Raw genomic sequence first — 13,629 nt, forward strand, 5'->3', positions numbered from 1 at the left:
AACACTTGCCAGACAAAGGCGAGCATTGTTTCAGTAGTTGGCAGGTTTGCCTACTGAATGTGGCTGGAAGGTTGTCAGAAAGCGGCCAAATTAGTTAGGACGTTTTTTCTCCAGCGTCTTGCGCAACTGGTCGAGCGTTTCCCGGTTGCTTTTGCGCACCGCGTCGACGAAGCCGGGATAGGCCATGTCGGTGATGGCCACCAGGCCCAGGTGGCCGTTCTCGCCATCGAGCAGACGCCCGCTGGCCGGCTGGTCCAGATACTGGAACCAATGGGCCCCGACGATCATGGGCTGAGCCATGGCGGCCTTGAGGAAATTAGCGTAGGCCGGGCCACGATCCTCTTCGCGTGGCACTTCCACAGGACCCGGCCAGAACGGCCCTCTGTCGCGCGAGCCGAACTGGAACTCGGAGACCAGTACCGGTTTGTCGAGCTCGGCCAGGCGGCTGAAGTCGTAACCGTCCTCGGGCTTGAGCGTGTAGAAATTGAAACTGATCACGTCGCAGAATTCGGCACAGGCCTTCACGGCCTCCGGGGTACTGATCGCATAGCGCCCGCCCAGCAGCAGGTGATTGGGCGCGTGCCACTTCAGCGCATCGGAAATGGTCTTGAAGTAGGTCTGGGCGAAGACTTGCTGGAAATACTGATAGTCACGCTTGATTTCCGGATGCTCCGGGTTGGGCAGGGGCGCCTCGAAACCGGGATCCTCCATGAGTTCCCACGCCTTGAGTTCTATGCCCCAGGCCTTGGACAAGCCTTCCTGGTTACGGTACTTGTCGCGCAGCTGCTTGAGGAAGGCGCGTTTGGCCGGCACGTCGGTGGTCAGACGCAAGGTGCCGAAGGCCAGGCCGTAGCGTGCCTTGGGATCGTCGCCCGGCGCCGCCCAGGCCAGCTCGTTGTCGGCGAAGTAGCCGATCAGCCAGGGATCGTCGCGGTGATCCCGCGTGGCGATGGCCACTGCACGCTCGGTGGCCATGGCAAAACGCGGATCGAAAGGGTCGGGCATGCGCCCCCACCAGTCCATCCCGGTGCTGATGCTGGCATAGTCGCCGACGATCGACAGGGGCAAGGTGTAGGGCATGCGCTCGGCCTCGCTCAACGCCGGGTCGCTCCAGTTGCCCAAGGTATTGAAACCCCACGCCAGCAGACGGTCCAGGCTATGCGCCTGCCAACGCTCGGCATCGAACTGTGGCGCCGGGCAGGCCGCCGTGGGTTGATCCGGTTCGACCGGTGGGCAGGTCGCGCCGTAGGTGCGCTGCAGATTGGCGGCGTAGAAGTCGTACCAGCGACCCTGCTTGAAAGCGCGGCCCTGGGACGAAGCGTTGCCGTCGTCGTTGTTGCCTTCGCCATAGAATGCCGAAAGCGGATCGCCCTGTGTCGGCAACCCCTTGAACATTCCCTCGCGCCCCGCGACATAGGTGCGCCCAGCATCGGCGGCAACGGCATTGACGCCCAGGGAGTAGAACGGATGCCCCTCGGGTGTCACCAGATACCAGCGCCCATCGCGCTTTTCGGTGCGGAAAAAACCTTTGGCCTCGAAGGCCTGGCCCGCCAGCGTCCCGCCGTAAGCGTCGAGCTGCTGTGCCTCGCGTTCGGCCAGCCAGCGCTTGAGCTGCACCTGTTCTCGGGCATCGGCGGCCTTGAGCTGCTCGTCGTTGGCGACCTTTTCCGGCCAACGGCCGCGTGTGGACTGCCCATAGGCATCGATCAACTCGGCGTAGGCGGCTCGCTCGGCGCGGTCGTCGCTCTCTAGACCGACTCGCTCGACCAGTAGATTCTGCGCGACTCTGGGCTGGGGAATGCTCAGGCTGAGCGAGGCGACCTGGGTAAGGTCCACTTCGCCACTGCTGCTGGTCAGCAGCAGGCGTTGGCCCTCGTAGATCCAGGGCATCGGCGGGCCGGCGCGCATGCCCTGGCTGAGCGGCGAGCGGGCCTGCAGTGGCACCATCACGGTCTGCGCCGGGCCTGCTGGCAGGTCGATGCGACTGGTCAGGCGACGGCCATCGCTGCCGGTGATGGTCAGGTCGACGGTCAGTGCCCAGTCTTGCGCGCTCTGCAAGCGCAGGGCGAGGAATTTGCCACCCGACCAGTTCCATGCACTGCCCTGCGGGCTCAGACGCAAGGTCGGCCTGGCCACCGGGTTGAACACCACACGGCGTAGCACCTCGCCCTCGGCCGTCTGCTCCGCATTGTACTGGGGCATGCTGGTGTCCTCGGTGGTGACCGTGACCAGCGAGGTTGGACGGACGAAGCTGAACAGCGTCTGCTGCTCTGCCAGAACCGAGCTGCTGCACAGCAGCGTGAGAATGACGGGCAGGGTGCGACGGATCATGTGGATGAGGCTCTCCTTCGAGGCCCTCATGGGCCCGTATCGAGTCATGGACAACGGACCGGAACGTCGTGCTCCGGGGTTTACTGAATCTCCCGCCGGAAGGGCGGCAGTGCATTGAGAATAGCCTTGCCATAGCGCTGGGTGACCAGGCGCCGGTCCAGCAGGGTGATGATGCCGCGATCCTGCTCGGTGCGCAGCAGCCGCCCGCAGGCCTGGATCAGGCGCAGGGACGCGTCGGGGACGGCGATTTCCATGAACGGATTGCCCCCTCGGGCCTCGATCCATTCGGCCAAGGCGGCCTCGACCGGATCGTCCGGCACGGCGAACGGGATCTTGGCGATCACCACATGCTCGCAGTAGGCGCCCGGCAGGTCGACGCCCTCGGAGAAGCTGGCCAGGCCGAACAGCACGCTGTGCTGCCCGTCGTCCACCCGGGCCTTGTGCTTGTTCAGGGTTTCCTGCTTGGACAGGTTGCCCTGGATCAGCACCCGCTTGCGCCAGTCGCGCTCCAGCCCGTCGAACACGTCCTGCATCTGCTTGCGCGAGGAAAACAGTACCAATGCGCCGCGTGCGTCTTCGACGATGGCGGGCAGTTCGCGAATGATCGCAGCGGTGTGGCCGGCGGCGTCGCGCGGGTCGGCGCCCAGGTCCGGCACCCTGAGCAAGCCGGCATCACCATGCACGAACGGGCTGGGCACCACGCAGGTGACCGCATCGCGTGGCAGCCCCGAGCGCATGCGGAAGCGATCGAACTTGCCCAGGGCGGTGAGCGTCGCCGAAGTCACCAATGCGCCATAGGCCACGTGCCACAGATTGCGACGCAGCATCTCGGCCGCCAGGATCGGACTGGCGTTGACCTCGATGTCGAACGTCGCGCCGCTCTCGGCAAGGGTCAGCCAGCGCGCCATGGGCGGGCTGTCCTGCGGGTCCTCGGCGGTGAAGGCCGTCCACAGTTCCCAGTTACCCTGGGCGCGGGTGACCAGGCTGCCGAACAGCGGATACCACTCTTCGGCCTGGTGGCTGGCGATGCCGATATTGACCTCGCCATCCATACCCTCCTTGAGCAGATCGGCCAGGCGCGTGAACAGGTCGTTGAGCCGGGCGAAGCCCTTCTTCAGCTCGATGCCGACCTCGCGGATCTGCTCAGGCACCACCCCGCCCTCGAACCGATAACGCGGGCGATCGCGCCCTTCCATGTCCTCGCCGACGCGGAAATCGGCCACCTGCTCGCACAAGGTGAACATGAACTGCTGCTGGGTACGGATCTCGCGGGCCAGTTCCGGCACCTGCTCGATCAGCCGGCCCAGGTCGCCTGGCAGCGGATGCTGGGCCAGCAGCTTGGCCAGGTTCTTGGCGGTCTGCTCCAGCCAGTCGGCCGTCGAGCGCAGGCGCGAATAGTGGGCGAAATGACCAATCGCCTTGTCGGGCAGGTGATGGCCTTCGTCGAACACGTACATCGTGTCGCGCGGGTCGGGCAGCACCGCACCGCCGCCCAGGGCCAGGTCGGCAAGGACCATGTCGTGGTTGGTGACGATGACATCGACCTTGCCCATGCCTTCGCGGGCCTTGTAGAACACGCATTGCTGGAAGTTCGGGCAATGCCGACCGGTGCATTGGCTGTGATCGGTGGTCAGGCGTGCCCAGTCCTGGTCTTCCAGGGTTTCGGGCCAGCTGTCGCGATCGCCGTCCCAGCGATTGCCAGCAAGCTTCTCGATCATGCTGTTGAACAGCTTCTGGCTGCGCTCGTCCACCTCGATGTGGAAGCCTTCCTCTTCGAACAGCTGGGCAGTGGCCGACTGGGCATGCCCCTCCTGCAACAGGACATCGAGCTTGGACAGGCACAGGTAGCGGCCACGGCCCTTGGCCAGGGCGAAGCTGAAATTCAGGCCGCTGTTGCGCATGAGGTCGGGCAGGTCCTTGAAGACGATCTGCTCCTGCAGCGCGACCGTGGCGGTAGCGATCACCAGGCGCTTGCCCGCCGCCTTGGCGGCGGGAATCGCGGCGAGGCTGTAGGCGACGGTCTTGCCGGTACCGGTGCCGGCCTCCACCGCGACCACGGCGGGCTCGCCGGCACGGCGACCTTCCTCGTCGGTGGCGATGTCGCCGAGCACCTTGGCGACTTCGGCGATCATCAGGCGCTGGCCGTACCGCGGCTTGAGGCTCTTGGCTTCGAGAAAACGCGAGTAGGCGCCCTGGATGGTGGCTTTTAGTTCATTGCTGATCATGGTGTGGGGGCGCCCGAAGGGCTGGATATATTTTCAGTGTTTTGCATCGGGCGGCTATCATACCCCGTCATTGCCCTCGATGCCCCATGGAGATCTGGATGCTCGCCTTTGCCTTGCCCTACACGTTGCATGTCCTGGCCGCTTCGATCTGGGTCGGCGGCATGTTCTTCGCCTGGGTGGTGCTGCGCCCTGCAACGGGCGTGGCGCTGGAAGGGCCGCAGCGGCTGCGCTTGTGGCTGGAAGTTTTCCGACGCTTCTTCGGATGGGTCTGGCTTGCGGTGGTGATACTGGCGATCAGTGGCATCGGTATGCTGCACCTGCGCTTCGGCGGCCTGGATGCCGCACCGCGCCATGTGCAGGTCATGATAGGCGGGGGCATCGCGATGTTCGCCCTGTTCATGCGGGTGCAGGCGCTGCTGCTGCCGGAGCTTCGCAGCGCCGTGCAGACAGAAGACTGGGCGACGGGCGCCGCCGTGATGGGCAGGATCCGACGAATGGTCGGCGGCAACCTGTTGCTGGGCTTGGCAGTGGTAGCGGTCGCCAGCTCGCGCCTGATGCCATGACTGACGCGGGGCGGCCTGGGGCCCCGCGTGAACGATGCGCCGGTCAGCGTATCGGTTGCAGGATCAGCTCACCTGCCGCCCCTGCCAGGCCGGGTTGTCCTGGCAGCCCCTCGCGGCCGTCACTGGCGGCTGCGGTGCGATAGACCAGGCAACCCTTGCTCGCCCCACCCCGCCCGGCCTTGCCGGCTGCCCCCGGCTGACCCGGCGCACCGCCGTCCACGCGGACCGCGATGCGCGTGTCGGGGAAGTCCGCGGGTACGGCCAGGCGCACTCGTCCCCCTGCCGCGCCATCATGGCCATCGCTGCCATTGTGGCCATTTGCCCCACGGCTGGCAGTACCCCAGGTGCACCCACCAGGGCTGCCATTGCCGCCATCCAGACCAGCGAAGCCCGGTGCACCGGCGCCCCCTCGGGCGTCGATGGCCAACTGCTCGGCATCGAGCGACTGCAACCGCAGATCCAGGTCGCGACCGGGGCGCGCAGCGCGCTCATAGGTGCCGGGGGCACCTAGAGCGCTGATTTCACTGCCCACACCCAGCTGTGCCGTCTCGACTTCGAAGCTCAAGGCGGTCGGCGCTGGAGCGATGGCGATACGCGCCTCGCGCCCCAGTACCAGGTGGTCCACTTTCAACGTGGTCAGCGAGGCTGGCAACAGCAGCGTCGCCGAATCGGCGATGTCCAGCCGATCCAGGTGCACGCTGGAGGATTTGTTCGGCAGTCGCAGCATGGAATGCTCGGCGACTTGCAGACTCTCGGCCTGGGCCAGCGGGGCGGCCAACGCGGCCAGTAACATCAGTTTATTCATGGCGCGCAGGCTCCAGTGGACGGGGAATGGACATGACGTGAAAAATGCCGGTCAATAGGATCTGCACCCGATCGAAGCCGGGGTGGCTGCGCCCGCGCAGGGCAGCGTTGAACAGCGCGATCTCCAGCAGGTGCACGGCCAGCAGCGCAACGCCCAACGCGTTGATCAGCAGGCTGAACGGCGCAGGCTGAGGCATGGCCAGGTTGACCAGCAGTACCCACCAGAACAGCACCATCAGGGCTTTGCCCAGACCCAGCATGACGCTCATATCCCGCCCCCGACACCCTTGTTGTTGGCATGCGGCCCGATCCAGCGAGCCGTGCCGCCAACAGTAACGCCCCACCGAGGCGTACGCCAGTGGCAGGTGCGGCAACAGGGTCAGCCAAGGCTGACGCTGGCCGCGCGGACATCGACGTGCAGGCCTGGGTGCGAGCCTCGTGCCTCAGCGCAAGACATCGACCCCGGCGTTCTGGGTCATGGCCTCATCGTGTGCGTTCCCCCGAGCGAACCGGGCATGACAGATGGTCACGCCGCCAAGAGCACCTCCAGACCCTTTGCCGGCAACGCACCTTGGCCTTTGCACACAACACTTTGCCAGCCACACCGCGACGGCTAGTCTAGAGCGACCTGAACGAGGATTGGCAATGACCGACGGTTTTTCCCAGCGCACGCCGCAACAGGCCCTGGCGGCCCTTCTCGAACGCTTCGCCCCCGCTCGACTGCTGCTGGTCGGCTCGCGCTTCCCGGCCTTGGACGCTTTCGCCGCGGCGCATCCGACTGCGCAGATCTACGTGAGCGATCCGGGTCCATTGCCGGTGGACCTGGCAGCACGGCGTTTCGACCTCGCCGTGCTGGTCGATTGCCTGGAACATCTGCCCAAGCGGACCGGCCTGGAACTGCTCGGGGGTATCCGCAATCTCAATGCCAGCAGAGTCGCCGTGCTGGCAGATCTGGCTGCCTGCGGCTGGCAGGACACCGACTTCTTCGCCCTGGCGCTGTCGGCCAGCGAGCGCTTCCGTCGTCAGGAGCAGGTGCTGAGCCTGTTCACCTACGACCTGCACGACTACAAACAGGTCCCGGATTGGCTCAATGCCAAGTTCTGGGCCAATCCGCAAAATTTCGGCAAGTACTGGTGGTGACAACATGAGCGTTTCGGTCTGCCCCTGCGGCAGCGGCAATCTTCTGGATGCCTGCTGCGGGCGCTATCACAGCGGGACGCCGGCGCCTGATGCCCAGGCGCTGATGCGCTCGCGCTACAGCGCCTACGTGCTGGGCCTGGTGGATTACCTGGTGAGCACCACCCTGCCGGTCCAGCAAGCCGAACTCGACCGCGCGGGCATTGCGACCTGGAGCGCTCAGAGCACCTGGCTGGGACTGGACGTGGAGCAGGCCGAGGTTCTGGGCGGCCAGCCCGAACACGCCTTCGTGACCTTCACTGCGCGCTGGCATGACCTGCAGGGCGATCACCAGCACCGGGAGCGCTCGGCCTTCGTGCAGAACGATGGGCGCTGGTTCTTCATCGACCCCACGGTGCCCTTGCGCGCCGGACGCAACGACCCCTGCCCCTGCGCCAGTGGGCAGAAATTCAAGAAATGCTGCGCCAGCTATGTCGGGCACTGACGGTGAGCGCCCTTGGCCGGAACGTCCTGCTGGCAATCGTCCTGTCGTGGCTGAGCGGATGCGCCAGCTGGGGCGACACCGATCGCGCTCGCCCCGACGTGCACCTGGTGCGGGTGGAGACGGTCAAGGCGCGCCTGCACCAGCAGTTGTTCGTGCTGCATCTGCGCATCGACAACCCGACCGACAGCCGTCTGTTCATTCGCAACTTAAGCTACAAGGTGCACCTGGGCGACCTGATGCTGGCGCAGGACGAGGTCAGCCTGTGGCGCAGCGTGGGTGCACACTCGCGACGCACGTTCAAGATCGAGGTACGCACCAACCTCTGGCAGTTCCTCAAACCCCTTGCCAAGAAGCTGCGAGGCAGCAAACCTCTGGACTACAGGTTGCAGGCGGACCTGGCCACGGGGCTGATCGTGCACCAGGACCTGCATGTGACGCGAAGTGGTGAGATAATGCGCGGTAATCTCAAACCGGAGTGACCCGCAATGACCCAGCAACCCCATGTCCATGGCCCAGACTGCAACCATGGTCACGACCATGCACATGACCATGGCCATGTGCACGGCCCACACTGCAATCACGGCCATCAGGAGCCGGTACGCAACGCCCTGAAGGACGTAGGCCGCAACGATCCCTGCCCATGTGGCAGCGAGAAGAAATTCAAGAAATGCCACGGCGCCTGAACCCGCGCTAATCGCCGAGCGGCAGGTACACTACCGCTCGGTCTGCCAATTGCTGCCAGCCTCTTGCAGCCAACCCTACGGCGCTCTACCTTTAGCGCCTTCACCTCCCCCGCCACGCCCCTCAGGAACTTCGCCCATGGCTGCCCCCGTGTTTCCCCCCCTGCGCTTGCGATTCGGCTTCGGCGCTTTGCTGCTCGGCCTACTCGGGCTTGCCGGCTGCCAGGTGGGCGCGCGCCAGGACAGCGTGCCGCCCGACACCGGCGTGCAGGCACTCAAGGGGTTGGCACAGAACGTCTCGGTGCGGCGCAATGCGGCGGGGGCTCCCCTGATCGAAAGCAGCAGCTTCCACGACGCGCTGTTCAGCTTGGGCTACGTGCATGCCGGCGATCGCATCGAGCAGATGGTCGCCATGCGCCTGCTCGCGCAGGGCCGCCTGGCCGAGATCGCCGGGCCCGAGGCGCTGGACATCGATCGCCTGATGCGCGCTGCCAATCTCAAGCAGAGCGCCGCGCAACTTTATGCAGACGCATCGCCGCGCCTGAAGCGCTTTTTCGAGGTCTATGCACGCGGCGTCAATGCCTACCTGTTCCGCTACCGCGATGCCCTGCCGGCCAACCTCGCCGCCAGCGGCCATCGCCCCGAGTACTGGAAGCCCGAGGACTCGGCACTGGTGTTCAGCCTATACGCCTTCAGCCAGTCGGTGAATCTGCAGGAAGAGCTGTCGGCATTGACCCTGGCGCAGAAAGTCGGCAGCGACAAGCTGGCCTGGCTGCTGCCGAGCGCGCCGGACGAGGCGCTGGCCGAGGGCGAGACCGTCAAGCTCAAGGGCATCGACCTCGCCAAGGGCGTTGCCGGCCTGAGCGAAGTGGCCGTTGCCAGTCAGCGACTGGCCAATCTGGGCCTGCTCGGCGCCTCCGGCTCCGCCAACCTGGCACTGGGCCCCCAGCGTAGCCGCAGCGGCAAGAGCCTGCTGGCCAGTGACAGCCGCGCCGCCTGGGCGCTCAGCCCGGTGCAGATCCGCACCGGCAAGTACCAGGTCGCCGGGCTGTCGTTACCCGGGCTACCGATCGTGCTGGCCGGTTACAACGGCAAGTTGGCGTGGAGCAGCAGCGCGGTGATGGCCGACAACCAGGACCTGTTCATCGAACAACTGCGCCGCCAAGGCAGCCAGCTCACCTACTTGGCCGATGGCAAATGGCTGGCCGCGCGCGGGCGCAACGAAACCTTCTTCGTGCGCGGCCAGCGGCCAGTGCGCGAGGTGCTCTACGACACCCGTCACGGCACCCTGCTTGGCCAACCCGGCAACGGCTACGGCCTCGCGCTGCACCTGCCCCAGCTCAAGGACGATCGCAGCCTGGACGCCCTGTTCGACCTGACCCGTGCCAGCAACCTAGAGCGCGCCTTCGACAGCACCCGCGAGGTCGGTGCCGCCGCGTTGAACTTCGTCTTCGCCGAAGCCGAGCACAGCGGCTGGCAGGTCAGCGGACGCTACCCGAACCGGCGCGAGGGCCAAGGGCTGCTGCCATCGCCCGGCTGGGACGGCCGCTACGACTGGGACGGTTTCGCCGACGCCATGCTGCACCCCTATGACCAGGACCCGGCCAGCGGCTGGATCGGTCACGCCAATCAGCGCAGCCTGCCCAAGGGCTATGGCATGCAGCTGTCGAGCTCCTGGTACTACCCCGAACGCGCCGAGCGCCTGGGCCAGTTGGCAGGCAACGGCCGTCACGACGGTCGCAGCGTGATGGCCCTGCAGAACGACCAGGTCACGCTGCTGGCCGACAAGCTCAAGCGCATGTTCGACGCGCCGGGCATGGCCGTGCCACTCAAGCAGGCCATCGATGCACTGCCGGCCGGGCAGCGTGACAAGGCCCGTGAAGCGCTGGCGCGGTTGAAGGCCTTCGACGGCCGTTTGAGCCCAGTGTCGGCGGACGCCGCCTTGTACGAACTGTTCCTGCAAAGCGTGACCCGTCAGACCTTCCTCGATGAGTTGGGCCCGGAGTCCAGCGCCGCGTGGCAGGCATTCGTCGGCAACGCGCAGCAGGCGTATTCGGCCCAGGCCGACCACCTGCTCGGTCGCGACGACAGCCCGTTCTGGGACGACGTCAACACCCCGCAGAAGGAAGGCAAACCGACCATCCTGGCGCGCAGCCTGGCAGCGGCGATGGACGAAGGTATCGCCAGGCTCGGTAGCGATCGCAAAGCCTGGCAGTGGGGCAAGCTGCACACCTATCGCTGGCCCGCTGCGCATTACCAGGGCCTGGGCGATGCCATCGAGCATGCGCCCATGGCCGCCGGCGGCGACTTCAGCACCCTGGCGCTGACGCCCTACGCCTGGGGCAGCGATTTCGACACCTACCTGCCCGCCTCGGCGCGGATGATCGTCGACTTCGGCCAGGCCGAACCCCTGCAGGTGCTCACCAGCAGCGGCCAGTCCGGCAACCCGGCCAGCGCACATTTCGCCGACGGCCTGGACGCCTGGTTCAAAGGGCGCTTCACCACCCTGCCGCTGCAACCGCAGAATTTCGCCCGCGCCTACGGCAACCAGCGCCTGACGCTGTCTCCGGCCCGCTAACCCCGTGGCCGGGCGACCTCTCGGGTTGCCCGGCCACGGCCGATCCGGCCGAACTTCCTGGCAAACGCCGCGCTCCTAAGCAATAACCCCAGCCAGCGCGAATGCCATGGATCTCGTCATCGCCCGTCCCGAGGGCCTGTACTGCCCACCCGGAGATTTCTACATCGATCCGTGGCGTCCAGTGGACCGCGCGGTGATTACCCACGGCCATGGCGACCACGCGCGCACCGGCAATGGCCACTACCTGTGCGCCGCGCCGGGCGCAGGCATCCTGCGCAGCCGTCTGGGCCAGGACATCGACTTGCAGACCCTGCCCTACGGTGAGCGCCTGGTGCACCACGGTGTGACCCTGAGTTTTCACCCGGCAGGGCACGTACTGGGCTCGGCGCAGGTTCGCCTGGAATATCAGGGCGAGGTGTGGGTCGCCTCGGGCGACTACAAGGTCGAGCCCGACGGCACCTGCGCACCCTTCGAACCGGTGCGTTGCCATACCTTCATCACCGAATCCACGTTCGGCCTGCCGATCTATCGCTGGCCGTCCCAGGCCGAGATTTTCGCCGACATCAACCAGTGGTGGCGCGGCAATCGCGACCAGAGCAAGGCCAGTGTGCTGTTCTGCTACTCCTTCGGCAAAGCCCAGCGCATCCTGCACGGACTGGACCCCAGCATCGGTCCGATTCTGGTGCACGGCGCCGTCGAGCCGCTCAACCGGGTCTACCGCGAAGCGGGCATTGCCCTGCCCGAGACACGCTACGCCGGAGACATTCCCCGCAACGATCCGTTGGTGCGCCAGGCCCTGGTGCTGGCACCGCCCTCGGCCGGGGGCAGCAGCTGGATGCGCCGCTTCGGCGACTACAGCGATGCGTTCGCCAGTGGCTGGATGCTGCTGCGCGGCACCCGTCGCCGGCGCGGGGTGGACAGAGGGTTCGTGTTGTCCGACCACGCCGATTGGCCGGGGCTCTTGTGGGCGATCGGCCAGACCGGCGCCGAGCGAGTGATGGTCACCCATGGGTCGGTGGGCGTGCTGGTGCGCTACCTCTGCGAACAGGGCCTGGATGCCCGGGCGTTCGTCACCGAGTATGGCGATGAAGACGATACGCCGAGTGGGGAGCCTGCACCATGAAGGCGTTCGCCGAGCTGTACCTGCGCCTGGACGCCACGACCTCCAGCAATGCCAAGCTGCGCGCGCTGCGCGACTATTTCGCGCAAGCCCCTGCGGCCGATGCCGCCTGGGCCGTGTATTTCCTGGCCGGCGGGCGTCCGCGCCAGCTGGTGCCGACCCGCCTGCTGCGCGAACTGGCCACGGCCATGGCCGGTCTGCCGGACTGGCTGTTCGAAGAGAGCTACCAGTCGGTGGGCGACCTGGCCGAAACCATCTCCTTGCTGCTTCCGCAGAACGATCACGACAGCGACGAAGGACTGGCCCAGTGGGTCGAGGCCTACCTGCTGCCCCTGCGCGGCCAACCGCCGGAAGTCGTCAACGACCGCCTGCCGCAGCTCTGGTCGCGCCTGGACCGTCCCAGCCTGATGCTGTGCCTGAAGCTGATCACCGGCAGCTTCAGGGTCGGCGTTTCCAAACTGCTGGTCACGCGTGCACTGGCGCAGCTGTGCGAACTCGACGCCAAGCGTATAGCGCAGCGTCTGGTCGGCTACACCGACCTGAGCCATCGGCCGAGCGCCGACAGCTACCTGAGGCTGATCGCCCCGGAGTCGGAGGATGAACATGCCCAACGCGGCGGCCAGCCCTATCCCTTCTTCCTGGCTCACCCCCTGCAGGCTCCGGTAGATGCCTTCGCGGCGCTGCTGGGTAACGTGGCGGATTGGCAGGTGGAGTGGAAGTGGGATGGCATTCGTGCCCAGGTGGTCAAGCGTGACGGTCAATTGTGGATCTGGTCGCGGGGTGAGGAACTGGTCACCGAGCGTTTTCCCGAGTTGCACAGCCTGACCGAGACACTGCCGGACGGCGTGGTCCTCGATGGCGAGATCCTCGTCTGGAAACCCAGCGCCAGCGACGGCGTAGCGTGCGTCCAGCCCTTCGCCCTGCTGCAACAGCGCCTGGGCCGCAAGACCCTGGGCAAGAAGTTGCTGGCCGACGCGCCGGTCGTCCTGCAAGCCTACGACCTGCTCGAATGGCAGGGCCACGACTGGCGTAGCCGGCCCCAGCACGAACGGCGGGCGCAGTTGGAGCGGCTGCTCGAGGACTACCCCTTGGCCCCCGTGTTGCTGTCGCCGCTGCTCACGGCCGAGGACTGGTCGGGGCTGGCCGAACAGCGCGAGCAATCGCGCGACCTGGGCGTGGAAGGCTTGATGCTGAAGAAGCGCGACGCGCTGTATGGGGTTGGCCGGACCAAGGACCTCGGCATTTGGTGGAAATGGAAGATCGACCCCTTCAGCGTGGATGCCGTGCTGATCTACGCCCAGCGCGGCCATGGACGGCGGGCGAGCCTCTACAGCGACTACACCTTCGCCGTCTGGGATGCGCCGGCCGGCGCCCCTGAACGCAGCCTGGTACCGTTCGCCAAGGCCTACTCGGGCTTGAGCGACGAAGAAATGCGCAAGGTCGATGCGATCATCCGCAAGACCACCGTCGAAACCTTCGGCCCGGTGCGCAGCGTCAAGCCCACGCTGGTGTTCGAGCTGGGGTTCGAAGGTATCGCCCTGTCCAAGCGGCACAAGAGCGGCATCGCTGTGCGCTTCCCGCGGATGCTGCGCTGGCGACTGGACAAGCCGGTGGAAGAAGCCGACGACCTTGCCACCCTGCAGAGTCTGCTGGGTCCGAGCTGAGCCTTCGACCTCGATGCACGAGACGGCGCACAGGCAAACTCGC

The 13,629-nt window shown here is 66.2% G+C and carries 12 protein-coding genes; 8 read left to right on the forward strand and 4 right to left on the reverse strand.

Annotated elements, in window-relative coordinates:
* Positions 1-90: 90 nt before the first annotated feature.
* Together IAE34_RS10915 and dinG are read right to left on the reverse strand one after the other, a co-directional pair.
* A complete protein-coding gene (locus IAE34_RS10915; protein ID WP_200138964.1) occupies positions 91-2,331 on the reverse strand; it encodes a beta-galactosidase in 2,241 nt (746 codons plus the stop codon).
* A gap of 80 nt (positions 2,332-2,411) precedes the next feature.
* Positions 2,412-4,556 carry an ATP-dependent DNA helicase DinG gene (dinG, locus tag IAE34_RS10920; protein WP_200138965.1) on the reverse strand — a complete coding sequence of 715 codons (2,145 nt, stop codon included), beginning with the start codon at positions 4,554-4,556 and terminating at the stop codon, positions 2,412-2,414.
* A 98-nt stretch (positions 4,557-4,654) separates the two neighbouring features.
* On the opposite strand from dinG, the gene IAE34_RS10925 reads away from it, so the two are divergent.
* Complete coding sequence (locus IAE34_RS10925) at positions 4,655-5,119, forward strand: CopD family protein (protein WP_200138966.1); 465 nt, start codon at positions 4,655-4,657, stop codon at positions 5,117-5,119.
* Between the two features lie 43 nt (positions 5,120-5,162).
* On the opposite strand, the gene IAE34_RS10930 is transcribed toward IAE34_RS10925, so the two are convergent.
* Together IAE34_RS10930 and IAE34_RS10935 are read right to left on the reverse strand one after the other, a co-directional pair.
* Positions 5,163-5,924 carry a collagen-like protein gene (locus tag IAE34_RS10930; protein WP_200138967.1) on the reverse strand — a complete coding sequence of 254 codons (762 nt, stop codon included), beginning with the start codon at positions 5,922-5,924 and terminating at the stop codon, positions 5,163-5,165.
* Entirely contained in the window at positions 5,917-6,192 is a 276-nt protein-coding gene (locus tag IAE34_RS10935) for a DUF1145 domain-containing protein (RefSeq protein ID WP_200138968.1), read from the reverse strand. The genes IAE34_RS10930 and IAE34_RS10935 overlap by 8 nt, the downstream gene beginning before the upstream one ends.
* A 376-nt stretch (positions 6,193-6,568) precedes the next feature.
* Between IAE34_RS10935 and IAE34_RS10940 the strand changes: the two genes are divergently transcribed.
* The 7 genes from IAE34_RS10940 (at position 6,569) to IAE34_RS10970 (ending at position 13,586) form a co-directional block, all read left to right on the forward strand.
* Positions 6,569-7,063: a DUF6231 family protein gene (locus IAE34_RS10940; protein ID WP_200138969.1), complete on the forward strand. Its 495-nt coding sequence runs from the start codon at positions 6,569-6,571 to the stop codon at positions 7,061-7,063.
* 4 nt (positions 7,064-7,067) lie between these two features.
* Positions 7,068-7,544, forward strand: a complete 477-nt coding sequence (locus tag IAE34_RS10945) for a YchJ family protein (RefSeq protein WP_200138970.1) — start codon at positions 7,068-7,070, stop codon at positions 7,542-7,544.
* A complete protein-coding gene (locus tag IAE34_RS10950; protein WP_200138971.1) occupies positions 7,517-8,023 on the forward strand; it encodes an LEA type 2 family protein in 507 nt (168 codons plus the stop codon). Before IAE34_RS10945 ends, IAE34_RS10950 begins: the two co-directional genes overlap by 28 nt.
* A gap of 6 nt (positions 8,024-8,029) precedes the next feature.
* A complete protein-coding gene (locus IAE34_RS10955; protein WP_200138972.1) occupies positions 8,030-8,227 on the forward strand; it encodes an SEC-C metal-binding domain-containing protein in 198 nt (65 codons plus the stop codon).
* A gap of 136 nt (positions 8,228-8,363) precedes the next feature.
* Positions 8,364-10,802: a penicillin acylase family protein gene (locus IAE34_RS10960; protein ID WP_200138973.1), complete on the forward strand. Its 2,439-nt coding sequence runs from the start codon at positions 8,364-8,366 to the stop codon at positions 10,800-10,802.
* A gap of 106 nt (positions 10,803-10,908) precedes the next feature.
* Positions 10,909-11,925 (forward strand): ligase-associated DNA damage response exonuclease, encoded by a 1,017-nt coding sequence (locus IAE34_RS10965; RefSeq protein ID WP_200138974.1) that lies wholly within the window; start codon positions 10,909-10,911, stop codon positions 11,923-11,925.
* A complete protein-coding gene (locus IAE34_RS10970) occupies positions 11,922-13,586 on the forward strand; it encodes an ATP-dependent DNA ligase (RefSeq protein ID WP_200138975.1) in 1,665 nt (554 codons plus the stop codon). The genes IAE34_RS10965 and IAE34_RS10970 overlap by 4 nt, the downstream gene beginning before the upstream one ends.
* Positions 13,587-13,629 lie beyond the last annotated feature (43 nt).

The organism is Pseudomonas sp. S30 (genome assembly GCF_016518545.1).
Lineage (GTDB): Bacteria > Pseudomonadota > Gammaproteobacteria > Pseudomonadales > Pseudomonadaceae > Aquipseudomonas.